Annotated in this window: 22 protein-coding genes; 11 read left to right on the top strand and 11 right to left on the bottom strand. The window is 40.7% G+C overall.

Features of this window, described 5'->3' with window-relative positions; translation table 11 throughout:
* Positions 1 to 103: 103 nt before the first annotated feature.
* The 6 genes from OCU78_RS22120 to OCU78_RS22095 form a co-directional block, all read right to left on the bottom strand.
* The gene (locus OCU78_RS22120; protein WP_137371808.1) at positions 104 to 2,230 is read right to left on the bottom strand and encodes a chemotaxis protein CheA; all 2,127 of its coding nucleotides are present in this window, start codon (positions 2,228 to 2,230) and stop codon (positions 104 to 106) included.
* 72 nt (positions 2,231 to 2,302) lie between these two features.
* Positions 2,303 to 2,662 carry a response regulator gene (locus tag OCU78_RS22115; RefSeq protein WP_137371807.1) on the bottom strand — a complete coding sequence of 120 codons (360 nt, stop codon included), beginning with the start codon at positions 2,660 to 2,662 and terminating at the stop codon, positions 2,303 to 2,305.
* A 20-nt stretch (positions 2,663 to 2,682) separates the two neighbouring features.
* Complete coding sequence (locus OCU78_RS22110) at positions 2,683 to 2,946, bottom strand: STAS domain-containing protein (RefSeq protein ID WP_137371806.1); 264 nt, start codon at positions 2,944 to 2,946, stop codon at positions 2,683 to 2,685.
* Positions 2,947 to 3,327: 381 nt separating this feature from the next.
* Positions 3,328 to 5,463 carry a GNAT family N-acetyltransferase gene (locus tag OCU78_RS22105; protein WP_137371805.1) on the bottom strand — a complete coding sequence of 712 codons (2,136 nt, stop codon included), beginning with the start codon at positions 5,461 to 5,463 and terminating at the stop codon, positions 3,328 to 3,330.
* A gap of 85 nt (positions 5,464 to 5,548) precedes the next feature.
* Positions 5,549 to 6,523 (bottom strand): ParB/RepB/Spo0J family partition protein, encoded by a 975-nt coding sequence (locus tag OCU78_RS22100; RefSeq protein WP_137371804.1) that lies wholly within the window; start codon positions 6,521 to 6,523, stop codon positions 5,549 to 5,551.
* Between the two features lie 7 nt (positions 6,524 to 6,530).
* On the bottom strand, positions 6,531 to 7,748 hold the full coding sequence (locus OCU78_RS22095) for a ParA family protein (RefSeq protein ID WP_137371803.1): 1,218 nt from the start codon (positions 7,746 to 7,748) through the stop codon (positions 6,531 to 6,533).
* Positions 7,749 to 8,994: 1,246 nt separating this feature from the next.
* On the opposite strand from OCU78_RS22095, the gene OCU78_RS22090 reads away from it, so the two are divergent.
* Positions 8,995 to 10,968, top strand: coding sequence for a replication initiator protein RctB domain-containing protein (locus OCU78_RS22090; protein WP_137371802.1), 1,974 nt, complete (start codon positions 8,995 to 8,997; stop codon positions 10,966 to 10,968).
* A 268-nt stretch (positions 10,969 to 11,236) separates the two neighbouring features.
* On the opposite strand, the gene OCU78_RS22085 is transcribed toward OCU78_RS22090, so the two are convergent.
* The 3 genes from OCU78_RS22085 to OCU78_RS22075 are packed head-to-tail and all read right to left on the bottom strand — an operon-like array spanning position 11,237 to position 13,466.
* Complete coding sequence (locus OCU78_RS22085) at positions 11,237 to 11,704, bottom strand: transcriptional regulator (RefSeq protein ID WP_137371801.1); 468 nt, start codon at positions 11,702 to 11,704, stop codon at positions 11,237 to 11,239.
* A complete protein-coding gene (locus tag OCU78_RS22080; RefSeq protein ID WP_137371800.1) occupies positions 11,701 to 12,633 on the bottom strand; it encodes an ATP-binding cassette domain-containing protein in 933 nt (310 codons plus the stop codon). The genes OCU78_RS22085 and OCU78_RS22080 overlap by 4 nt, the downstream gene beginning before the upstream one ends.
* A gap of 8 nt (positions 12,634 to 12,641) precedes the next feature.
* Positions 12,642 to 13,466, bottom strand: coding sequence for an ABC transporter ATP-binding protein (locus OCU78_RS22075; protein ID WP_137371799.1), 825 nt, complete (start codon positions 13,464 to 13,466; stop codon positions 12,642 to 12,644).
* A 359-nt stretch (positions 13,467 to 13,825) separates the two neighbouring features.
* Between OCU78_RS22075 and OCU78_RS22070 the strand changes: the two genes are divergently transcribed.
* Positions 13,826 to 14,020, top strand: a complete 195-nt coding sequence (locus OCU78_RS22070) for a PA3496 family putative envelope integrity protein (RefSeq protein ID WP_137371798.1) — start codon at positions 13,826 to 13,828, stop codon at positions 14,018 to 14,020.
* A 276-nt stretch (positions 14,021 to 14,296) separates the two neighbouring features.
* A complete protein-coding gene (ribA, locus tag OCU78_RS22065; protein WP_137371797.1) occupies positions 14,297 to 15,349 on the top strand; it encodes a GTP cyclohydrolase II in 1,053 nt (350 codons plus the stop codon).
* Positions 15,350 to 15,476: 127 nt separating this feature from the next.
* On the opposite strand, the gene OCU78_RS22060 is transcribed toward ribA, so the two are convergent.
* On the bottom strand, positions 15,477 to 16,232 hold the full coding sequence (locus OCU78_RS22060) for a substrate-binding periplasmic protein (RefSeq protein ID WP_137371796.1): 756 nt from the start codon (positions 16,230 to 16,232) through the stop codon (positions 15,477 to 15,479).
* 82 nt (positions 16,233 to 16,314) lie between these two features.
* On the opposite strand from OCU78_RS22060, the gene OCU78_RS22055 reads away from it, so the two are divergent.
* The 3 genes from OCU78_RS22055 (at position 16,315) to OCU78_RS22045 (ending at position 19,953) form a co-directional block, all read left to right on the top strand.
* Positions 16,315 to 18,789, top strand: a complete 2,475-nt coding sequence (locus tag OCU78_RS22055; RefSeq protein WP_137371795.1) for a response regulator — start codon at positions 16,315 to 16,317, stop codon at positions 18,787 to 18,789.
* A 141-nt stretch (positions 18,790 to 18,930) separates the two neighbouring features.
* On the top strand, positions 18,931 to 19,140 hold the full coding sequence (locus tag OCU78_RS22050) for a DUF3283 family protein (RefSeq protein ID WP_137371794.1): 210 nt from the start codon (positions 18,931 to 18,933) through the stop codon (positions 19,138 to 19,140).
* Between the two features lie 96 nt (positions 19,141 to 19,236).
* A complete protein-coding gene (locus tag OCU78_RS22045; protein WP_137371793.1) occupies positions 19,237 to 19,953 on the top strand; it encodes a YebC/PmpR family DNA-binding transcriptional regulator in 717 nt (238 codons plus the stop codon).
* A 138-nt stretch (positions 19,954 to 20,091) separates the two neighbouring features.
* Here OCU78_RS22045 and OCU78_RS22040 read toward each other — a convergent pair whose 3' ends face one another.
* Positions 20,092 to 20,343 carry a DUF2798 domain-containing protein gene (locus tag OCU78_RS22040; protein ID WP_137371792.1) on the bottom strand — a complete coding sequence of 84 codons (252 nt, stop codon included), beginning with the start codon at positions 20,341 to 20,343 and terminating at the stop codon, positions 20,092 to 20,094.
* Between the two features lie 85 nt (positions 20,344 to 20,428).
* On the opposite strand from OCU78_RS22040, the gene OCU78_RS22035 reads away from it, so the two are divergent.
* From OCU78_RS22035 to OCU78_RS22015, 5 genes are all read left to right on the top strand, one after another.
* Entirely contained in the window at positions 20,429 to 21,331 is a 903-nt protein-coding gene (locus tag OCU78_RS22035; protein ID WP_137371791.1) for a LysR family transcriptional regulator, read from the top strand.
* Between the two features lie 12 nt (positions 21,332 to 21,343).
* Entirely contained in the window at positions 21,344 to 22,219 is an 876-nt protein-coding gene (locus OCU78_RS22030) for an NAD(P)-dependent oxidoreductase (RefSeq protein WP_137371790.1), read from the top strand.
* 339 nt (positions 22,220 to 22,558) lie between these two features.
* The gene (locus OCU78_RS22025; protein WP_240701683.1) at positions 22,559 to 23,293 is read left to right on the top strand and encodes a hypothetical protein; all 735 of its coding nucleotides are present in this window, start codon (positions 22,559 to 22,561) and stop codon (positions 23,291 to 23,293) included.
* A 37-nt stretch (positions 23,294 to 23,330) separates the two neighbouring features.
* Complete coding sequence (locus tag OCU78_RS22020) at positions 23,331 to 24,032, top strand: ABC transporter ATP-binding protein (RefSeq protein ID WP_137371789.1); 702 nt, start codon at positions 23,331 to 23,333, stop codon at positions 24,030 to 24,032.
* Positions 24,029 to 25,306, top strand: coding sequence for an ABC transporter permease (locus OCU78_RS22015; RefSeq protein WP_137371788.1), 1,278 nt, complete (start codon positions 24,029 to 24,031; stop codon positions 25,304 to 25,306). The genes OCU78_RS22020 and OCU78_RS22015 overlap by 4 nt, the downstream gene beginning before the upstream one ends.
* Positions 25,307 to 25,328: the final 22 nt, after the last annotated feature.

Raw genomic sequence — 25,328 nt, 5'->3', positions numbered from 1 at the left:
TGCTTGGTTTGTTTTATTTTGTTTATGGCACCATCGCTTAAGGTTTCTCGTAGCCATTTTCTATAATGGGTTCGTCACTTTTTTCTGCGAAACCCCATTAGTGCTAGGCAGCGATACCGCCTTTATTCACTTTACTGTCTGAAGCCTTATCTAAAAATGAGGTAATCAAACCTTGGATATCGAGAATTAATGAAACCGAGCCATCACCTAAAATAGTGGCACCAGAGATGCCTGGCACTTTATTGTAATTAGACTCTAAGCTTTTGATGACCACTTGCTGCTGATCGAGCAGCTCATCCAAAAGTAAACCGACTCGGTTACCAGCCGCTTCAACAAAACAGAGAATTCGATTATGGAGATCCCCACTTGCTCCCATACCAAACTCTTCTTGCAAACGTAAAATCGGAATATTTTCGTCACGAAGTCGGTATAGCTCCACACCGCCTGATGCATGCTTCACGCAGTGAGTATCAATTTGGATAGATTCAATAATGGTTAGAAGTGGAATGACATAAACTTCTCCGCCGACTTTAACAAGTTGTCCATCAAGAATGGCTAAGGTAAGAGGTAAGCTAATGGTGAATTTGCTGCCCTTGCCTAATTTTGATTCCACCTCGATATGTCCGCCGAGTTCTTCAATATTTCTTTTCACAACATCCATACCCACGCCACGCCCTGAAATATCAGACACTTGATCAGCGGTAGAAAAACCAGGGGCGAATATTAAGTTTAAGACTTGTTTATCTGTCATCTCCTCTCGGCGAGCGTCACTGACCACTACGCCTTTTTCTACAGCTTTACTCCACAATCTATCGCAATCAATTCCGGCGCCATCGTCTTCTACTTCTATAATGATTGCCCCTCCTTGATGGAAAGCTGTGAGTTTGATAACCCCCATTTCCGCTTTACCACTTTCTTGACGTAGCTTGGGAATCTCAATCCCGTGGTCAATACCATTTCGCACGAGATGCACGAGGGGATCGACTATCCTTTCGAGTACGGTTTTATCCAGCTCGGTATTCTCACCAATAATTTGAAGGTCGACTTGTTTTTCCAAACGACCCGACAAGTCTCTAACTAAACGAGGAAAACGACTAAATGCAAAGCTCATTGGCAACATGCGTATGTTGAGCACATTCTCTTGAAGGTCTTTGCTGTTTTGTAAAAGTTGGTCTAATCCTGCTTTTAGTTTCTCAAGCTTATCGACCGTAAAATCATTGCCTATTTCTGTCAGCATTGACTGAGTAATAACAAGCTCACCCACAAGGTTTATCAGCCCGTCGACTTTATCGATATCAACTCGAATAGAGCTGACACCTGAATCTGTTTTATTTGATTTTGCTGGGGTTGGCTGTTGTTGCGTCTCTTTAGTATTAGCTTCAGCCTCTGTAACTGGAGGAGTCGTTTCAGTGGGAGTTTCTTTTGAAGTGGGAAGAGGTGTATTTAAAGGTGGCGTTTCATTCTCAGTACTTGGTGAAACCTGTTTTTCAATGTTTAGGTCGCATTCGTCTTCAACCCATTCGAATACTTCAACGATATCCTCTTTATTTATCTCGCCATTTAATTCAAACGTCCAACTCAAATAACACAGTTCTGCTTCTAGCTCAGCTAAATGAGGTAGTTCCAACTGAGTATTAGTTACCACTATGTCTGAATCTAAATCTTTTAATTCTCTGATAATTCTTAGCGGATCATTGCCACTGAAAAACAAATCAGAGTGTGGGATGAAGGTTATACTCCAATTCCCCAATACTTCACCATCAACAACATTCGTTGAATTCTCGAGATTCGTAAGAGCTTCATCTTCAAAGTTATCGCCACCACTCGCTGTTTGAACTTGTTCAGAACCAAGCAAATTTCTTAATTCATTACTGACGGACTCTTTGAAATTTAAATCTACATCTACTTTATCTTCATGCCCTTCCAGCATTGCTTTAATGCAGTCACAACTTCTCAGCAAAACATCCACAGTTTGCTTCGTTAGTTGCATTTCATTGTTTCTGACTTTATCTAAGTAGGCTTCTACGGAATGGGTAAACTCGCTAATATCAAAAAGGTTAAATGTTGCCGCACCACCTTTAATGGAATGAGCCGCTCTAAAAATAGTGTTAATGGTTTCAATATCGACAGTCTCAGGTTCAAGATCGAGAAGAATCTCTTCAAGTACTTCTAAGTTCTCGCAACATTCTTCGTAGAACATTTTACGTAACTGGTCCATGTCTAAAGCCATAACTGTCCCTACCCTGAGTTGAGCACTACTATTTTTTGTTACTACCGAATTAGTTCTTTGGAATCTAAACTGCTATAGCACTCGCTTTAGCGTTTTTAATAATGTCTCTGGATTGAACGGTTTCACTAACCAGCCTGTAGCACCTGCAGATTTTCCTTCCTGCTTTTTTTCCACACTGGTTTCCGTCGTCAACATGAGGATTGGAATGAACTTATATTGGGGAATGCCTCGAATAGCTCGAACAAGATCAAAGCCACCCATGATTGGCATATTTACATCGGAGATAACCACATCATACTTTGTGGTTTTAGACTTTCGTAATGCATCACTTCCATCATTTGCCGTTTCAACATCGTAGCCTGCGTCTTTCAAAGTATGGCTAACCATTTGACGAATCGATACTGAATCATCTACCGCTAAAATTTTCTTCATTTGAAACCCTCAACATCCATTTATGAGTAAAACTGCGCTTTGAGATCGAGCAAAGCAATCGAGTCGTTTAAGATTTCAGATGTATTCTTAATTCGAATATCTAGCCCAACATGCTTTGCAGAAACAAACAGAGATGCTAATGCTTGCAAACCTGCAGTGTCGACACGTGTGACTTTAGAGGCATCAATGGATATTGATTCATTGTGAGTAAGCCATTGTAGATATTTTTCTTTCGAATTGAGAACTGTTGAAATCTCTAAGGACTCTTCCAGTACATATTCCATATGTATCCCTTCGAAACTTAGTGTTCATGAAACTCAAATATTCAATAAACCTAAGTGCTAGCCAGTAAACGTAAGTATTAACCCTTGAAACTTGTCGCTTATTATTCAGTGTAGGTTGGAATATCCATTTATCAAATCTAACAAGGTTAATTCAGCCTAAGCATTTGTTTAAGAAATGTATGGGATTTAATTTCAAAGTTAAACACAGAGTTGGGTTAATGAAATTATCAGTAGTTATTCGTCAAATAGTTTTATGACTAATTCAATTGGGTGAGGATAGAAGAGTTTTGTATGAGAAGGATAAAGTAGAAGTTTACAGTGTAAATTGATTCTGTTTTTCAATTTACACTGTAAAGTGGAATTACAAATCAGCGGCAGATTCTATTTACACTGTAAATTGCAGATAATCTTTTCTACATCCAAACGAACTTGTGATTCAGCTTGTTTACGACCAGTAAAATCATGCTCAATAATGCACTGAGACCACGTTTTTTGCTGAACAACTTTAGATATCAATAAAAGTGAAACCTCATCATTTCCATTTGAATTGATGAGTAGAATCGCTTTAACCAGAAGATAAGCAACGCTATCAAAACTGTTTCCACCTTGAACATAATATCCAAGCAAACCAATTTCAGATGCAGACAGTTCCAAACCTGAAGACTTCGGTAATAGTGCCTTTACCATTTGAGGTTCAAGTGAAGTTAAAGAACTAGAAGCTAAATAAAGGAAGCTTTGTTCAAAGCCATGAACAGCATCACCTATCCAGTGTTGAGAGTTACTTTGTACAGGCTTAAGCATAAGTAAAGAATGACAACCACTCGCTTGGTCTCTTTGATGCCCTAAATGAACTGGAGAATATCCATTATTTTTCCAAAAGCTAACCAGTTCACTCGTTGCGCCATAGCTTGTTGCAAGATAGTCAACATCGGATAATGAGCTTGAAAGGTTATCTAACATTAAACTGCCTAGCCCCTGATTTTGATAACAAGGGTGAGTGGCAATCCTCATGACTCGAATACAGCGAGAACTTGCTGATTCTGTAAAACCTAAATGGTTGGCTAATATAGCAGGTGCTAAATGACCTTTAGGACGACGCTTTCCAAGCTGGATATCTTTAATTACATCAGAAGATAACCCTCCTTCTCCCACCGTTAGAATACATCCTAAACAAACTTGCCCATTAAATAATGCATAAAGCTCGACTGATGGATTAGACAATATCTGCATTAAGTCATTGGGTGTTGTTTGATAATGAGCACCAACCAATAAAGCAAAGCATTGTTTCAGCTTCTCCGGATGAGTAACAAACTCAGCCTTAGGTAGTTTTTCCCATAGGAGAGATTCACTTATCCGCTGGCTATGACCGCCATTTTCTTGCCTAGATAGTTGAGTTGATGAGAGCTCTAATGCAGTCGCTTCTAACCGAGCTCGCATACCACTTTCTAAGACTTGCTCCCCTTGATTGATATCCACATTCAATAGAAAACAATCGAACAGCCAGTTTTCAAGAGGGTCGTTAACACTCCAGCGAATAGGCTGTTCTATAGAGCAGGCTTTCCAATTCGGTCTTACCTTAGAAAGCCAAGATTCAAACTTTAATCCAAACCCTCTTCCACTGCCTTCATAGCCATGTAACGTGGTTGAAAAAACTAAACGGTGGTAGCTCTCAACCATTTTTTTCAGCATCGGAATAGGAATAGCGGCAGCTTCATCAACAAGCAGTAAGTCACAATTAGGCTTAGTTTGAAGTAACTCGTCCGGGGCAACAAAGGTCACTCTAGACTGACCAAATTTAAGCGTCCCCTTCCCTTCTCGCTCTGCTCCATCCAATAAATTCAGAGCGTGATAAAAAATGGGTTCCACAGCTTTAATAGAAGGCGCGGTAACCACAACGTTAAATGGCGAACGCATCAAAAGAAGTTGTGCCGTCGCAATACCAAGCGCGCTACTTTTACCACGCCCGCGATCAGCTGTTAGCACGAGTGGTCGTTTACGATGACCAGACAGCACTTTCAAAATTAGTTCTATAGCGTGATTTTGTTGGCTAAATTTATCGGTTATTTTTGCTGTTATGTTTTTTTTAGGTAGATCTGAAGGCGGATGGTTTTCATCAAGCTGCAATAATTTCGCAAAATGTTGAGTTAACCATGCTTGGTCGATAGAGGGGTTTTCATGTTTCTCTGGGGGTAATATGATCGCTAGCCCACCACCCATAATTGAGCCAAGCGCGGCACTAAAACTATTAGCATCAAATTCAAACCTAAAATCACATATCAGCAACTGACATTCACGTCCTAATAATTGCTGACCTTTATTGATAACGATATGATTCACGCCTTCTCTGGTGGCTCCCCCAAGTTGAAAGGCATTCAATTCAGGATTGTTCACTAGATAAGAGTGAATCACACCATCTTGCCAATTATCACAGCCACGTAAAACAACCCCATAGCGATGGTCATTGTGCTGAGCGATAGAAGAAAGATCGGTAAGAAAATTAAGCGGCTGAGTAGTCATAAATTGCATCCAGATTTATCTGCCATGCAGTTTACCACAGGTACAAAAAAAGCCGCATGAGCGGCTTTTTATATAAGTGTAAAAGTTAAACGAGTTTAGATTCAACAAAAGCTAAGATATCTTGCATTGTCGCATCATCGACTTTCTTAAGATTAAGCGCCAAGTTAGAACCTTTACGGCTGTAGCTTGCACGACCTTTTATCAGCTCAACTTTTGATGATGATTTTTTCACAGGCGCTGGAGCCAATTCTAAAATCCAAGCTTCTAGTGTTTCAGTCACATCTTTTGTTAATCGAGCCACACCTTGAGCATCGCTTCTTTGCCAAACAAACCCTTCTGAGCCAGTACACTTTTCAAGTAAAACGATTTGCTGTTCGCTAGTTAAGCCAACAAATTGTTTATGCAGTTTAACAATAGTTGGACGACCTAAATCACTGACATTAGGATAAGCTTGCAGTAATTCAAGTGGTAACGCCGCGGCTTTTAGCGCCCCGCTTACTAATGCTTCACTGCACTGGAAAATTTTAGCGAGTGCTTTTTGATCTTCAGCTTCACCTTTGTCTAGTTTCGCTTGCATCTCTTTGCCTTTTTCATATAACGAAAGTGGCTTATGAGCATTAGCGACATCAGAAAGAAACTTAGCATGCTCTGAATTAATATCTTCAGCAACATAAATTAAGAACTCTTTCCCTGCAAGAATACAAGACATACGACGACGACTACCGTCAAGTACCTCAATCTTGCCATCTTTATTCTTACGACCGACAGCAGGATATTGCTGACCTCGTTCTTTTAAAGTCGTAAGAACATCCGATAGTGCATGCTCATTTAGAAATGATTGTTCACGGGCATTTTCTTCAAATACTACCGTTTTATTCGCTACCTGATCCGCAGGAATACGTACTAACTCAAACGAAACTAGGTCTTCACCCGCGACAGAAAGCTCAATAATTTGAGCCTGCTCTTTCGCCGCCGTTTGAGCCTCTTGAGGAGTCACAACACGACGCTTATTCGCTTTTCCAAATAGCTTTGCGTTTAAGTCTGAAGTTTTAATTACCATGTGTTACTTACCCCTGATTTAGTGATGACCAATTGCTATGAAGTACGCGTTCCAACTCTAAAGCACTTTTTTGAACAGCATCTTGAGCGGTGGCAAGTGTCTTTTTACCCCCTTCAAAGTCGCTTGTTGTTAAATCAAAAACGGTACTGTAAGTATCGGCGCAAGTTTCAAATGCACGGCTTCTTGGTATGGTCGCCATCATTACCTGGTCACCCAATAAATAATTCATCTCAGTCAGAACTGAAACTTGCTTTTTATTGTCGTCTTCAAACATGGTTGGCATGAGTCGAACAAACTCCAACCCTTTCCAATCATCAGGGAACATTTCATATACTGTCGGTAAATGCTGGAAAAAGTTAACGGTAGAAGCCCAATCCAAACGTTTAGCGGCACATGGAATAAGTAACGCATTAGAGGCGTACATTGCATTCCAAACCAGTGGATCAACGTGTGGACCGGTATCAATCATGATGACGTCAAAATCATCAGCAATCTTATCAATCAGTTTCTCTTTCAATAAGCGCACAATATCTAAAGACTGGTTTTGAGAAAGATGCTGCCACGCTTCTGCGTTAAACATTGCGTCTTCAGGGAATGCCGAAATCGTCTTTAAGTTAGGATATTGAGTCGGTAATAGAACGTTCTTGCGTAAGAATTCAATATCGACTTCTTCATCTTCTGGCACGTTATCCAACATAATGTCGACCGCTGAATAAATGTTTTCGTGTTCGGATACACTAATTTGAGGGTTCAAGAACAAACGAAGCGACCCTTGTGGATCCAAGTCAATCAAACAAATGCGGTAACGCTTATCCAAATTTAGCGATAGACAAGCTGCAAGATGAACCGCTGTCATGGATTTACCTGTACCACCCTTCTGGTTTTGTACATTGATAATCCACGGTTTATGATCCACGTTTTTTTTGCGTTCATGGAATTTTGGCAAGCCAGCCGCATCCATAAGCATGTGTGCTTCTTCAAGAGAAATAGAATAATGGTTAGCATTATTCTTAGTAAACTGATGACCTTCAGCTTCAAGCTTATTAATCGCATCATCTAACTTACGACGAGTTAAACCCGAACGCGTTTCCATTAAAGCTTTAGACATAGGAGGAAAGTGCTCATCACTTCTCTCTTCTAAAACAATCTCAATGCGATCAGCCTGAACCTGTTGTGTCTGTTCGGCTAGTTGATAGAGATTTTCAATCGTTTGTTCTCTTTTCATTGCCAATATCCGTAATGATTAACCTGCCCACATTGTACAGCAATAAACACCAAAACCAACAAAAACATGAACATACATTCAGGAGCAATATCACATAAAATAAACTAACAAATCGATAGTTTGTGTAAATCGATAGAAATAATGAACAAATATATTAGTAAATCTTGGATAAAACACCATACAAAAACAATTAAAACAAAAGTGTTACAGCATCACTTATTTACAATGTAAATGACGAGTGAAAGTAAAACTCTCGGAACGATTGAAATTTATGCACAAACTACGGCAAATGTGATTTGGATTGTACTATTTAATAATGGAGGCTAACGAAGTCTCAGCTTAGAAAATAATTAGGCAATGTGGTCATTTACTCATATCGTTGTATATAAATACATCACTTACTTTGGAAGAATGATCAAGAGGCAAAGTGATAGGGATAAATCATTTACAGGCTGATAAGGAAACATGATCAAGGCTTAAATACGCTTATATTGATCTTATGATTGGTCATATCAATAAGATCTACTTTCGGAAAAATGATCAAGACAAACAAACATCGGAAGAATGATATTATCGGTCTAGATTACGGATAAACGTAGATGTACTGGGCTTTTGAGCTCAATTTATATCAGTAACCTCGAAATCCAATGAACAAACATAATAGATAAGCATATTTAGCTCATTTCCTGATCATGCTTTCAGGTTTATCTAAAGAAATACTAATTATGTGAATTTCAGTAGATTAAATACAGTAAGTCATGCAAGTACACATAAAGCGTTATATATGCGCAAATTTCATCCAATACTCACTTTACTTGATCATTCTTCCATAGAGAATATTCCAAATTAAACGAGTGAAGGTCTAGAGAACTTCTCTTACAAACTCTTGCTTGTGGATAACGTGTTTAAATAAGATGATCATTCTTTCGGGACTTACTTGATCATCTTTGTAGCAAGGTAATGATCATGTTTCTAGATAAGTGTGATCATACTTTCAAGATTAAATGATCATCGTTTCGGTGATCTTATGATCATGCTTTCAAAGACAAAAAAAATAAGTCTTTTATTTACAATAAGATAAAAGCAAAAAGCCAACCAGATCATTAGATCACTTAATCAATATAGATCATATTAATCAAAAAGATCAGTTATTTAAAAGCCAATAAATTCTCTTTATTTATGATCAAAATTTCTTTATCCTTCAGGAACTATAGTGATATTACGGCTAGTGTGATACGGATCAACAATGAAACCTGAAGACAAATTATTAATAAAAGCCCGCAGCCATAAAGATGGCCACCTGTTTGAAGTATCTGAAGCAGCTGTGGAGTGGATTGATCAATATCAGCATTTCAAAGGTGTCACCAAAAGCATCGTAGAATTACTCAATTTAATCTCATTACGTGGCTTCAGTAGCAAAGATGGCTATGTTTCTACAACAGAAATAATTGAATCAACGGATGGGCAAGTTACCCGAGCGGCACTTCAGCAACGATTAAGAGCTGCGGTAAACATTGGTTTATTTAAACAACATCCTGTTAGATTTGAAGAAGGTTTAGCTGGTAAAACCATGCTTCACCGTTTTGTTAATCCTAGCCAGCTTATATCTGTATTGGGAGCAACAAGCTTAGTTACTGAATCAGTAAAACAATCAGAAAAGCAAAAACGCTCAAAAGCATTGGCTCAAACGCAAGTTAACAAGCGTTTACTGACAGAACATGGCTTAAACACACCACCTTCAATGAAAGATGAAGCAGACCAATTTATTGTTTCTCCTACAAATTGGGCTGGAATCATTGATCAAGCGCTTGCTCCACCAAGAACTCGTAAGAATTACCAAAAGTCGATGGTTTCGATCTCTGGAACTCGAGCTGTGATCGAGACACGATCTTCTAAAAATATTATGACTGTTGATGATCTTATGACGTTGTTTGCGTTGTTTACGCTTACTGTTCAATATCATGATCACCATCAAGACGATTATCACCTAGACGCTAAGCACACACCAAATAAAACACCTTTGTATATCACTGATATTTTGTCTCTTCGCGGCAAAAAAGACAGTGGTCCTGCACGTGACTCGATTCGCGATAGTATTGATCGCATTGAATTTACTGATTTTCAATTACATGAGCTAACAGGACGCTGGTTAAGTGAAAACATGCCAGAGGGCTTTAAGAGCGATCGTTTTAGATTTCTAGCCCGTACTATCACTGCATCAGAAGAAGCCCCTACAGAAGGCGCTGACGGCGAAATACGCATTAAACCAAACCTATATATCTTGGTTTGGGAACCGTCGTTTTATGAAGAGCTGCTGACAAGAGATTATTTCTTCTTATTTCCACCTGAAATTCTTAAGCAACATACGCTTGTTTTCCAAATGTATTCTTATTTCAGAAGCCGAATGGCACGCCGTCATTCAGATAGCATGTTATTAAGTGAACTTAATCAAAAACTTGCTCGTAATATCGATTGGCGCCGTTTTTCTATGGATCTTATTCGAGAATTAAGAAAGTTAGGGGAAGTCGAAATCACCGCTGAGCATTTCCAGGTTAACCTTTGGGGCTACCACTTAACGATCAATACTTTAAGTGATAAAGGAAAAACGACGGATTATCAGGTAGATATCAAATGTAACGTTGAAGAGGTATTGCGTTATTCTCGTGCTCGTACCACGAACGCAGGTAAGAGAAATATGGCTCCGACGCTGCCAAACCCACTACGAAACGAAATGGTTTCTAAACAGAAACTAGAGGAACTTTCGGAGATTATTGATGGTGAGTTTGAGCCTATTCAGCGTAAAGCACCTTCTCCAAGAGGGAAGCTAGGGCGCCGCGTTAAATTACGTAAGCACTCTGTTGAAATTAATGCGGATGAAATAATGATTACTCTATCCAAATACACGTCAGCAGAAGCCCTAGAACGCAGTATAACGGCATTGTCAGCAATGACAGGGCATTCACATGCTTCAATCAAAGACGAATGCACAGAGCTAGTTGAGAAGCTTGATTGGCTTAGAGTTGATGGTGAAGTGTTAAGTTACGAAACTTTGAGCAAGGTGATTGAGTTGTATAACGACCGAAGTTCAAATAAGCATTTATCTATTGAGCGTTTAATTTCTGGCTTAGCGGTTCGACGTAAAGTGTGTAAACAAGTTTATGAAGGCCATTTAGATGAAAACGTCTTTTTAGCTTTAGATGAAGTCGCGATTGGTCATTAACCGCTAAATCCAAGATTTGATGATAATTGAACATAACGCTGACAATGAACTGACATAGCCAGCCCGCTGGCTGGTTATTATTTATCCCGAATAGACAACCTTTTTGTCCTTTCTGATGATTAATAGATTGGCTCATATTGTTACATCATACTGAATTGATTTTTGCGAGTTCTTAATGAACTCGCTTTTTTTTGCTTAAAATTCAAGGTGATGATCATATGAGTATTATGAAGCATGATCACGATGCTCCATGATCATGCTTCCTTAATTAGTGCGATCTTACTGAAGGCATCACTTGATCATCGTTCCAAGAAATCGAAGCCATGAATTTCACATGTGATTCGATCAAACTTTCCGATTCTTTTTGCCAAGTGGTGTCTCGTTGTTGGTTACTAAATTCAAGCGCTAAAACGCACAGATGCTGTATCCGCTTTACACACCATTCTTTCAAGCCTTGTTCTGCCATTGGGTCACAACATACAGATTGCAACTTACTGTATGCCAGCATGAGGTATTGATATGCTTTTTCACAATCATGATGCAGGTAGAAAGTATGTAAGCGCAAACAGCCATCAAGCCAGCAAGCAATGCCTTTGCTTTGTTGATCTGTAATCGTTGGTCCCCAAACGGTTTCCGGCGGATTTAAGATCAAAGGTTGTAGTGCTAATACTTGATCATGCTTCTGGTCTTTATACCAAGCACTGATCGTTTCTAACCATGCATCTAGATCATTCATGCGACATTATCCCACTGTTTAACAAAGTGATTTTCATTAACTTGATGAACATTTTCTTGAACGACGCCACTTTGTTCTCGAATTACATCTGCGTCTATTGAATAGTTTGGTTCATTTTTAACAAGTTCGCCAAATGGTAAATCAGGATCGGGTACCGCAGAGATCAGTAATTTTGTGTAAGGGTGCTGAGGGTTCGTCAAAATAGATTCCGTTGAACCCCACTCGACAATTTGCCCTTTGTACATCACAGCGGTCTCTTCTGCGATGTAGTGGGCGGTCGCGAGATCGTGTGTGATGTATAGAAAACCTATTCCTAAGTCTTTCTTCATGCGTTGCATGAGGTTTAATACACCTAATCGGATGGATACATCGAGCATCGATGTTGGTTCATCCGCTAGGATGACTTTTGCACCAACTGCTAATGCACGTGCCAAGTTCACACGTTGTCGTTGTCCACCACTTAATTCATGTGGGTATTTAGATAACGTTTCTTTAGGCAGCTCCACCAGCGTCAGTAATTCAAGTAAACGGTCTTGTAATTGCGCATTGCCATTGACTTGCTTATGAATCTTTAAAGGTCGAGTAAGGTGGTGTTCTATTGTGTGAGTTGGGTTAAGAGAGCCAAATGGGTCTTGAAATACCATTTGTACTTTTCCTCTGTAGTCCAACACGTCTTTTCGCTTATTTAGTTCGCGAATGTCTTTGCCTTCAAACAAAATTTCGCCTTCTGTAGGCGGGTATACTTTTGTCATCAACCTTGCACAGGTACTTTTTCCGCAGCCAGACTCACCGACCAAAGCTAGGGTTTTACCTGCGTAAAGATCGAAACTAACGCCATGCAGGGCTCTGAATATGTCTTCTTTTCCTAATCCGCCGCCGACTGTGAATTCTTTGACGAGGTTTTTAACTTGCATTATTGGTTGCGTCATGTGAGCTCCTAGCTAGCGATTGCTTGTTTAGTTTCGTGAATATTAGGGAATGAACTCCACAGCTTTTGTGTATAGGCATGCTGCGGGTTATTTCGGATCTCATGAGATTTGTTCACTTCTACGATTTCTCCGTAGCGCATGATGGCAATGCGATCGCACAATTGGCTCATTAAAGCTAAATCGTGAGTAATAAATAATACTGAGAAGCCAAATTCTTCACGTAATTGGTAGATTTGCTGCAAGATTTCACGTTGTACAACCACATCAAGCGCAGTCGTGGGTTCATCCATGATGATCAACTTCGGATTGAGCGATAAAGCGATAGCAATGACTAGCCTTTGACGCATACCTCCAGAGAATTGGTGTGGATATTCGGTAAGACGGTGGCGAGGTATATTGACGAGATCCAACAGCTTTTCTGCGCGGTCTTTTGCTTGTTCATCACTCATGCCTTGGTGGTGGCGTAATACATCAGCAAACTGCTCTTGAATTGGAAGAACAGGGTTGAGAGAGTTCATCGCGCTTTGGAATACCATGGCAATTTCACTCCAACGCAAGGTATTAAGTGATGAATCAGACAGTTTCAGCAGATCGCAACCATTGAAGATGATTTCTCCGCCTGAAATAAATGCTGGCGGCTTGTGTAATCGGTTGATAGCAAAAGCTATCGTGCTTTTTCCACAACCAGATTCGCCTGCAAGCCCAAATATTTCGCCAGGTGCAATAGAAAAGCTTACTGACTTAACGGCGTTGAAATCGCCATCATCGGTAATGTAGTCGACACAAAGGTTCTTCACATCGAGAAGTGGAGGGGGGGTGAGTTCAGCAGTCATTGAAGTTACTCTTAATGTAATGATAATTATTATCATTATCTTTTTGTGACTTTAAAGAGAAGTGAGCAACTAAAAAATATTGAACTGACTCGTAAATATTTTTAGAGAATGTAAGGAATTTTCAAATAAAGACAGGAAGGATGACTTGAGAAATGAGAGTTGGATCAAATGACTTTTTCGACGGGGAATCTTTTAACTGTAATTCTAGAAAATGGCTTTGGCAAAGTATAATTGATGAAATTATTATTTCGCTTTGCGAACAGTCGAAATCATCACATTTTGGTACAGATTTTCTTAACAACCGAATGAGCATTTGCTACAGATTACTTGTCCATTACATGGTGCTTTCGGAGGAAAATATGTCCATTAATTCTATCAACCATGATGAAATGACAAACATAACAAACAAATGGGATGCGGATGAACAGATATCCCTAAAACCAGAAAAACAGGTGAAGTCAGCAGAAGCTCGTCGCCGCATTGAAGCGCTCAGAGAGATCCGTGAAAGTGGATTGAGCCTTGAAGAAGCGCGTGAGTTAGGCTTGATTCATTAAGCTTAAATTTCCTGAGTTTAATGATTGTTTGGTTTATTTGACAGGGGGGCAGGAAGCCGCCCTTTTTATTACATATTAATTAATGATAATCACTTAGATAAATGATCACCACCAGCCATAATGTCTGAAAATGTAAAGTTCTTGCTTAGCCTCTACCTCTTATATTCGCCGTTCAATTTGACACCCATCATTCCCCACACTAGCTTTAAAATGAAAACTATTAATATAAAACCTACTGCATAGGTTTTACACTATTTGTTGTGCTAGGAGTCAGCTATGTCAAGCGATGTACTTTTCTATGAACCAGAAGATAGTAACGGTTACCTTTCAAATTTCGCCAGTTCACCCATTGAAGTGAATGATCAAGTTTGGGCAACGAGTGAACATTATTATCAGGCAATGAAATTTGCTTCTTCTGAACTGAGGCAAAAAATATATTATGCCGCTTCCCCGGAAGATGCGTTTATCTTAAGCCGTCAATATGAAGATCAAGTTCGTAACGAGTGGGATGAAATTAAAGTGGACGTAATGCGTTTTATTGTCACGGAAAAGTTTAAACAAAATCGATACTTTTCGCATTTACTTGCCAGTACGGGCGATTCGGTCATTAAAGAGCATTCGCATATTGATTCTTTTTGGGGAGATGGAGGAGACGGCTCGGGGCAAAATAAGCTGGGTCATATTCTTATGGATATTCGGCAAAATCTCCAAGAAACCGAGCCATTCAATCATGTGAATTTTGTTGATAAAGCCAAGCTCCCCACTCAATGGGGTACATTTCAAATGTATGGGTTTGTTGAGCGGGCAACGGGTAAAGAGCATTTGGCATTAGTTTACGGTGATTTATCTGAACAAGCTTCACCACTTATACGCCTTCACTCTGAATGTTTAACTGGTGATGCTTTATTTAGTGCCCGTTGTGACTGCGGTTTCCAGCTCTCTAGAGCGATGGAAAACATAGTGGAAGCTGGTAGTGGAGTTTTGTTCTATTTGAGGCAAGAGGGGCGTGGAATAGGGCTGATTAACAAGATAAGGGCTTATCATCTACAAGATGATGGGGCAGACACAGTAGAAGCAAACGAGAGGTTGGGTTTTGAGGCAGACATGAGAGATTATTCTTTTTGTCGCGGTATGTTGAGCTTCTTGGATATTAACTCTGTACGCCTTATGACAAATAACCCTCGAAAAGTTAAAGCGATGGAGAAGTCAGGCATAAACGTGGTGGAGCGTGTTGCTCTACAAGAAGGGAATAATCCGCACAATAACCACTACTTGAAAACGAAAGCAGAAAAGTTAGGGCATATGTTTGATGAGAGCTTTGTCCGCTAGTTATTTAAAAATCCGCTAGTCATTAGTTATTTCAAAGCCTAGGTAGAACGTAAAATAAAGCCCCAAACTGGAGTGGGGCTTTTTTGTTTCTCTGATAATAAAAATGACGCTTATGTCATGGCATTTATCAGTACTGTTGAACGATCCTATCCAATTTACCATTTGCTTTGAGAGCAACGAGTCGCTGATTAATAAAGCTTTGTAGTTCTGGGTCCATTTGAGGATCAAAAGCAAGGTGAATGGGATAATTAGGAATGACAGAATCAAAGTTTTGAAGTTGGAAGGTGCTTGGATCTAAGTTTTGCTGCGCTAAGTTATATTTTACTCGCGATTCCATTTCAACGAAGACGGTGTCTCCCGGAATTCGTTTTAGTACTCGGAAGGCTGCTGTGTAGTCCTTAACTCTTAATTCTTCTATCTGCCCTTCCTGAAAGTAGGGGTCAAGGTTCGGGTACTCAAACCCTAACAACAATACAACGGCTTTGTTTTCTAGATCATCCATGTTTTCAAAATCAAAAGGTTTAGATTGGCTGCTCAATAATGTGTGTTTTACATTGTAAATAGGGATGTCAGACAAGTTCCTAGACTGAATATTCCCCCAGGTAGGGCTACCATAGGTTATCCAGTTATTTTGTTGTTGAGATTCTAATAATGTGATCATTCTGTTAAAAGGGTAGGTGTGGTATTCCAATTCATACTGTGAACCTTGAAAGACCGCTTGAACAATATCAGTCACCATTCCGCTGTGGTCACTACCATTAGTTTCGATTTGAAAAGGTTGAGCCTGGTTTGCTATCACGTAATAGTGGACGGATTCGGAAGCCATCAGAGCATAGCTTGAGAATAAACTGACTAATGAAGTGATCATAATGGATTTGTGCATAACCTTCCCTGAGTAGTTAATGATTTACTACTATAATACTAGTTGAATATATAATGTTTGAGATAGAAATAGGTACTAAAGTATGGTGAAAATGGATAGACGCTATGTAGGATTATCTCGCCAGTTACTGGGAGTCATCATTGTTATCAGTACCCTATTTACGGTAATAGTGACAGCTTTAAGCTTATATGTTGAATATCAAAATCGAGTTTCGTACATCAGCTCTCAAATTGAGCAGGTTGAAGCCGGTTACCTTTCCGGACTAAGTTCTAGTTTATGGGTGGAAGATAGAGATCAACTTTTAGTTCAAGCTGAAGGGATATTTCGTTTACCAGCTGTTAGTCATGTATTTATCCAAGATAAGAATGAAACCTTAGTTGACCTTGGTACTTCACCTGCGGAGCAGTCGCACTCTCAATCATGGGATATGGTTTATGAGATGGGCGGAAAAGAGTATTACCTTGCGACTCTTACTGTTGAGTCGGATTTAAGTATGATTCTGCAAGACTTCGGTCAGCGAATCGGCATTTTATTATTGTTTGAAGCCATTAAAATTTTCCTTCTTTCTATTGTTTGTTTGTCAGTGGTTTACCACTTAGTCGTAAAACGCTTGATGGCAATGTCCTCCGAAATTCGTCATTTTGAAGAAGGTAATAAACCAGTATTATTGAAACCCTCTAAGTCTCATTACTATGATGAAATTACCGTTTTAGAAAACAACTACAATCAATCGATAGAAGAAGTGCGTAAGCATTATGAACAATTAGAAAAAGCCCGTGAAGTGGCTGAAAATGCCAACCGAAACAAGAGTGAATTTTTAGCCAATATGAGCCATGAAATTCGAACTCCAATGAATGGGATAATAGGGCTTTCTTCACTTCTTTCTGATATGGACATGCCTGAAGAGCAGAAAGAATACATTGAGATGCTCAACACTTCTTCACTCACTCTGTTGGACTTGATTAACGACATTCTCGACTTCTCTAAAATTGAAGCTGGGCGGTTAGAGTTACAATATGAACCTTTAAAACTTGCCGATATTGTTGCTGACGTTGAATCCACTTTTAGAGTAAAAGCCGAACAAGAAGGGTTGTTGTTCAAATTGACTGTCGATCATCGTATTCCTTGTATGGTGAGTGGAGATGGCACTCAGCTAAGACAAGTACTCAATAACCTAGTCGGCAACGCCATTAAATTTACCGAAAGTGGCTACGTACATCTCCACATGCAGCTGGATAAAGAGCCCGTTGATATGGGCAGAGTGAGTATTCGTTTTGAAGTGATAGACAGCGGTATTGGTATTGCGTCAGATAAGATTCAGTCAGTATTTGACAAGTTTCAGCAAGCCGATGGCAGCACGACCCGTAATTATGGCGGAACAGGGCTAGGGCTCGCAATTTGCCAGAAAATCGTCGCGTTAATGGGAGGAGAACTGAAAGTCATCAGTGAAGAGGATAGAGGAAGTACTTTTTACTTCACGATTGATTTTGACTCGAGTGATGTCTTAGGTAAAAGAAACGTCGATTTTGAATCGTTATCGGTATTGCTGGTGGATGACAGCCAATTCAACATGCGTATTACGTCATCACAATTGCAATCATTTGGTGCCAGTTCTATGTGCTGCGAGCACGCCAAAGTAGCGGTTGACTTGGTTCAGCAGTCCATCATAGATAACAAGAATTATGATCTAATTTTAATTGATAAAGTCATGCCTGGAATGGATGGTTTTGAACTTGCTAAAGTTTTAATTAATCGATTTAAATCGCAATGCCCACGTTTAGTTATGGTGTCAGCATGTCCAGAGACCCGTGATGAAGAATTGGCAAAACGAGTTGGCTTTGTCGCTTATTTGGCTCGGCCATACCAAGACAACCAGCTCAAGTGGCTCATCCGAAAAGCACTATCAGAAAACATTGAAGTTCAGTATACGCAGGACCACCTTTCTCACTCTCACGATAGAGCGGCTACCTTTGTTTCGACAAGATCTGAGACGCCAAGAGCCAAGGTCCCAAAAGTTGAAACGCCTAGATCTGGGACATCGAGAACAGATGTATTTACCCCCATTAAAAAGCAAAAATCTGTTAATGATTCCATTGAGAACAGTAACATTCATCCACTTTCAGAGCCGTCACAGGAAAAGGAAGCTTATAAAGTGTTGGTTGTTGAGGACTCGTTAGTTAATCAACAGGTGGCTAAAATGATGTTAACCAAGCTTGGCTTACACGTCGATATTGCTGAGAATGGTAAAATTGGCGTAGATATGTATAAATTGTATGACTATCAAATGATTTTCATGGATTGCCAAATGCCTGTGTTAGATGGCTTTGAAGCCACTAAACAGATTCGCCAACTAGAGTCATCAAGCGGGCGTAAACCGACTCCTATTGCAGCCCTAACCGCTAATGTTGTCATGGAAGATAAGCACTTATGTTTTGATGTCGGTATGGATGAATTTCTTGCCAAGCCTGTGAACCACAATGCTTTAAAAGAGGTGGTTCGCCGTTATATACCGGATTTAGAAATACTAACGGGTAAGAACGAGCACGGGATCCGCTAAAGATTCAAAAATTAATAACTAACTTTGATTCATCCCCTAGCATTAAGGGTTAAGCCTTGAGATTGTGCTCAATATGTTGGTTTTACTGGGTGGCTATGTGCTATATTTCCCGACCAAGTGTATTACAGACGAAGGCTAGCAATGTCTATCAACCTTTCACTCCTTCCGCCCAGTGAGAAAAATAAAATCGAACTGGATAAGCAAGCATCATTTCTTGTATGGAAATTGAAGCAAGCTAAATGTGGCCCTGAAGCCATTGTTGAAGAAGCAATGAAGCTAGGTGATCCAGAAGAAAAGGCTTGGTTTGAGCAGTCTGTAGATAAATACAAACGAGTAATGGGTGTCGCATAATTGCGGCTTTCTGTTACTCAGCAAGGCTGTTGAATTGAAATGACACAGCTTTTTGCTAGAATTTGCCCCGTTAATTGAATTAGAGAGAACATCCCGATGGGAAGAAGTTTTGAAGTGCGCAAAGCCTCTATGGCGAAAACTGCAGGCGCAAAAATTAAAGTTTATTCTAAATACGGTAAAGAGATTTACGTACTGGCTAAGAACGGCAGCTCTGACCCAGACATGAACCTACCTCTTAAGCACCTGATTGCTAAAGCGAAGAAAGACCAAGTACCAGCACACGTTATCGACAAAGCGATCGATAAAGCGAATGGCGGCGGTGGTGAAGACTTCCAACCAGCTCGTTACGAAGGTTTTGGCCCAGGTGGCACTAGCGTAATCGTTGACTGCCTAACAGATAATGGTAACCGTACATTCCAAGATGTTCGCCAATGTTTCGTAAAAACTGGCGCGAAAATTGGTGTTGAAGGAACGGTTTCTCACATGTTCGCTCACCAAGCTGTATTCCAGTTCAAAGGTGAAGATGATGAAATCATTCTAGAAACTCTGATGATGGAAGACATCGACGTGACTGACGTTGAGCTAGAAGACGGTGTGATCACTGTATTTGCTCCAACGACTGAGTTCTTTAAAACTAAGACTGCACTAAACGCTGCGTTCCCAGAGCTAACTCTGGATGTTGAAGAGATCACATTCGTACCTCAAAACCACGTTGAAATCCCAGAAGAAGATGCTGAGAAGTTCCAGAAATTCTTAGATATGCTAGATGACTGTGATGATGTTCAGCAGGTTTACCATAACGCTGAGCAGTAATATCAATCTATAATTGATAGCTTTGCTCTTGTGAGTAGAATGCAGAATACAAAAAACCGAGCCTAGTGCTCGGTTTTTTTATGGGTGTAATTCAGGCGTTTGTCTGTGACATGGTTCTTTGAACGGATAGCCCCTTGATCATTGTTCCGTGATTTTAGGTTGGCAAAGCGTTCTCGGGCGACAAATCCATGCTGATAGTTTTCTAATCAAAGGGAGCACGGTGAGGTTGAGCACGATTGCACACGGCCAAGCAAGAAAGAAGCTTTGTAGCCAGATTGGTGGCCATTCGTGGCTGAATCCCATTTTATAGCCAGAAATTACCCCAGACATGATAGTCGCCATGGTCAGAGAGGATAAAATCGCGGTTACCCAAAATTGTTTGTTGTTCATATTATGTTTCTCCCGTGATTTTCTGTTGTTGATGAGATAAGGTTACATCTATCCATTAGTGAGAAAAATAGGCATATGTAGAAGTATGAATTCCATATTTGGAAACATTGATGATCTCTTCTTATTCTGTGCTGTGGTTGAAGAAGGCTCTTTGCTGTCTGCATCGAAGCGGCTGCAACTGCCTGTGTCGACCATGTCGCGTCGGTTAACCGCATTGGAAGAACGTCTCAATATACGGCTATTAGAAAAGAAAGGTCGTGAGCTGGTGGCCACCAAAGATGGTGAGGCGGCCTTTGCTGCACTGAGCAGTGGCATGGAGTCGATTCATTACGGCTTTAATAGCTTGCTGGAAGAGCGTGATGCTATTCAAGGCAAGATAAAGCTCGCAGTGCCTCATAATTTCTATAGTGGCTTTCTACGGTCGACTGTAGAGCAATACCTCTCTCAATACCCGAACGTTCAACTCGACCTTACCTTGAGCCAGCAACAACTCATTCCGCAGACTGATCGTGATTTGCTGATCACGTTTAAGATCTCGGGTATGGAAGACATGATTGCTCGGCCACTTTTCAAAGCCAAGCACGGATTTTTCGCGAGCCAAGAATACTTAGATTCGCGTGAGACAATAGAAAAGCCGGACGATCTAGAGCTGCAAGACTGGATTAACGTCGATGATGTGTTTGATATGCCGCTCTACAAATCCGACCGCCTAGAGCAGATGATCACGATTAAACCTAAGTTCATCGTTAACGATATTCATGCGGTGGCGGCCGCAGCGCAAAAAGGCTTGGGGCTTGCTTCATTACCTTTTCGCCACATATCCCCTGAGATGAATTTGATTCAAGTGCTCCCTGAGTACCATCGGGGTGATCGCCAAGCGTATTTAGTGTACAAAGAAAGAAAATATCAGCCAAAGGCTTTGACCCTGCTTATTGATGCATTGATTGAGAGTGTTCGATCTTTTCATAGCGATGACTTGGTCAAATAAAAGGAGAAAGAAATGAAAGTAAGTTTTATCGGGCTAGGCGTTATGGGCTTCCCAATGGCAGGTCACTTAGTCAAAGCCGGTTTTGAAGTTACGGTATTTAACCGCACTCACAGCAAAGCGCTAGACTGGGCTGATAAACACCAAGGTAAAGCTGCTGAGAGCGTGGCTGAGTGTGTTGCCCAAGCTGACGTGGTATTGGTTTGTGTTGGCAACGATGATGACGTTCGCAGCATGACGAACAGTGAAACTGGTGCTTTAGCTGAAATGAAACCTGGGGCGATTCTTGTTGACCACACAACTACGTCAGCTTTGTTATCTGAAGAGTTAGATAAAGCAGCTCAAGGAGTCGGTGTTCGTTTTATGGATGCGCCAGTTTCTGGCGGACAAGCAGGCGCTGACAACGGTGTTTTAACGATCATGTGTGGTGGTGATGATGCCTTGTTCAATGAACTACAACCTATCTTTGAAGCGTATGGTAAATCTTCTGTTTTGATGGGCAGTGTAGGGCAAGGGCAACGTGCCAAAATGGTCAACCAAATCTGCATTGCGGGTGTGTTGAATGGTTTGTCTGAAGGTTTGATCTTAGCTGAAAAGTCAGGTCTAGATATTCCGACATTGGTGGATTGCCTTAAAAATGGTGCAGCTGGCTCATGGCAGATGGAAAACCGTGCAGTGACCATGGCACAAGACAAATTCGATTTCGGTTTTGCTATTGATTGGATGATCAAAGACCTAGGTTTCTGTTTAGATGAAGCTCAACGTCAAGGTGTGCGTTTACCGCTAACAGAAAAGTCGATGGCTGCGTATAAAGCGTTATCTGAATCAGGTGAAGGGCGTATGGATACCTCTGTATTGATGAAAGCTGTCACAGCAGAATCAAAAGCCTAGCTGATCATAGTGTATTTGAATCAGGATTTTTTAATCGATGGTTAAGTCGAATATTAATGATTCATCACTAAGCTTAAGTATTTAAGAATAAATTGCAGCGCTAACTCATAATAACAATGGCTGTTTGTACAGCCATTGTTTTGTTTAATCTTGGTGCTATGTATCCATGCTCCTTTCTAGCTTCAATCCATTTTCCTCCATCCAACTAAGCGCTCTAATTTCCGTTTACCCTGACTGATGACCATTCACGCCGATTAAATACCTTTCATCGCATTCAACTTTATCCATGACAATTTACGGTTAACCTTTCATCGTCAACTTATGAAAGGAACCGCAGCTATGACACATCTAACTTCGAAAACAACGACCTTCTCTACTACTTCTAGTTTCAAGCAAGTAAAAAACTCCCTGAGCTCTGCGCTTAAAGTACCAGTGCTAGGTTTGGCGGCATTGGTACTTTTTGTCGCGCCATTTACGGTGAATGCGAATCCCAATAATGAAACGCTTTCTATTTACAACCAAGCTGCTCAAGGTGATGAAGATTTGGTTGATGTGGCTTACGAGCAATTGAATGCAACTTTAGAAAAAGAAGGGGCGACGCCTCTTACCTTGGTTTATCTAGGTAGTACTGAAACCTTAATGGGTCGAGATGCTTTTTTACCTTGGAATAAAATGAAGTTTGTAGAAAAAGGGCTAGCGACCATTGATAAGTCTTTGCACTTGTTGAGTGATTTTGAAACGCCAATTCATGAACAAGAGAGAATTCAAGGCTTACCAGAGTCGTACCTGACCCGAGCTATGGCTGCTGTTACTTATTCATCACTTCCAGACATGTTTAACCACTTTGAGCGTGGTTATGACCTATTTATTGCCCTACTAGCTGAAGATAATTTCCGCCAACAGCACTTTGCTGCCACTTCATGGGTTTACCGCTATGCAATTGAAGCTGCGATTCGAGCTGAAGATATGAAGCAAGCAAAAGAATGGTTAGCTGAAATGGAAACGCAAGATGATTCAAATATTGAAACCATGACAGCAAAAGCCTTAGTCGAAAAAGCAGTTTCACAAAGCTAATCACAGAATGAAGTCCAAAGAGCTAGAGGGAAGCGGCATGATTCAATTCAATCAAATTAAGAAAAGTTACCAGTTAGGTACTCAAACTGTGGCTGCGCTACAAGGTGTGGACGGGGTTATCCAAAAGGGCGAAATGGTGGCCTTGTGTGGTCCTTCTGGTTCAGGAAAAAGTACGTTACTTAACATATTAGGTTTACTGGATATGGACTATCAAGGGGCAATCACTTTGGATAATAAACCTTATCCGAAAGAACGAATCGCGGCTGCAACCTTCCGTCGTCAGCAACTGGGTTTTGTATTTCAAAAATTCAGCTTAGTACCTGTGATGACCGCTCTAGAAAATGTGGCTTACCCGCTTATGTTAAACGGTCTGGATAAAGCACAGCAGGAATCCATGTCAATCGACATGCTAGAGCGTGTTGGTTTAGGTGACTTCATCCACCATCGTCCAGATAACCTTTCTGGTGGGCAACAGCAACGAGTGGCGATTGCGAGAGCTTTGATACATAAACCTACATTGGTTATTGCTGATGAACCTACAGCGAGTTTAGACAGCCATACAGCCAACATGGTGATCGATATTATGAAAGAACTCGGTCATGAGATGGGGACAACCTTTGTGGTTGCGACACACGACTCTCGAATGGCCGAGCGCTGTGATCGAGTGATTGAATTGTTGGATGGTCAACTTCTAGGAGCACAATTACAAAACTCACCTAAGTTGGAGGCGGTGTTATGAAAGCATTAACGGTTTGGGCTCCTATACGCTTAGCTTGGCTGAATTTACTGCGTAATGGTCGCCGAAGTTTATTGTCGGTTTTAATTATCGCAATTGCTGTTTTTGCGTTAACCAGTGCTGGTGGGTATGGCTTATACACCTACGAGTCTTTACGTGAATCAACAGCTCGTGATACCGGACATTTAACTTTGAGCGTACCTGGATACTTTGAGCAAGATGAGGAGATGCCGCTGAGTAATGGTTTAGATAGTGCTCAAGCGTTAATTCAAAACATCATTGGTGATACAGATGTACGTGGTGTGCAGCCTAGAGTGTATTTCAGTGGTTTGGTGTCTAATGGTACCAAGACGAATATCTTCATGGGTACGGGCGTGAATGAACGTGAATTTGATATGAAAGGACCGTTCTTAGACGTTCGCAGCGGCAGCACGCTATCAGATGTGAATTCACCTCGATATGATTCTCAAGAACCGCAAGTTATGTTGGGTATTGATTTAGCCCGTAACCTTAAAGTGGAAGTCGGTGATTGGGTGACTTTACTGGCAACCACCAGTGACGGCGCATTGAACGCTTTCGACTTCAAAGTACAAGGGATTTACTCAACAGGTGTTCCTGATCTAGATAAACGCCAGCTATATATTCATGTAACCAGTTCTCAAGAACTTCTGGCATCAGATAAAGTCAGTACCTTATCAGTTTTCTTATTTGAGACAGGTTTGACGGACTCAGTGCAAACCCGTTTGGAAAGTAAATTGTCTGCCCCTCCTTTCTTGAATGATCTTGGCTCACAGAAGATCGAGATCACTCCTTGGCAAGATCGCGCATTTTTCTATACCAAAGTGAAAGATCTGTATGACCGCATTTTCGGGATCATGGGCGCTGTGATGGCATTGGTCGTCTTTGTGTCTTTGTTCAACACCATGACCATGTCGGTGACCGAGCGTACTCGTGAAATAGGCACTTTAGCAGCGCTTGGCAGTTATCCATCAGAAATTGTTTCTGGCTTCTTAAGAGAAGCGGGACTATTGGCATTGATAGGCAGTGCTGTAGGCGCGATAACCAGTGCGCTCGTCAGCTTATTGTTACTGGTGGTTGATATTCAAATGCCACCACCACCGGGAAGGTCAGAAGGTTATCCTCTGAATATCTATTTCTCATTTGAGTTGGTTGGTGCAGCAACCTTGTGTGTGATGCTGATTTGCTTAACGGCGGCTTACTTTTCTGCAAGAAAAGGCGTGAATAAACCCATTACAGAGGCACTAGTGTATGTATAACTTCAAAGAGATAAGACGCTCT

The sequence above is a fragment of the Vibrio gallaecicus genome (genome assembly GCF_024347495.1).
In the GTDB taxonomy this organism is placed as follows: Bacteria; Pseudomonadota; Gammaproteobacteria; order Enterobacterales; family Vibrionaceae; genus Vibrio; species Vibrio gallaecicus.
This window is presented reverse-complemented; position numbering and strand designations above follow the sequence as displayed.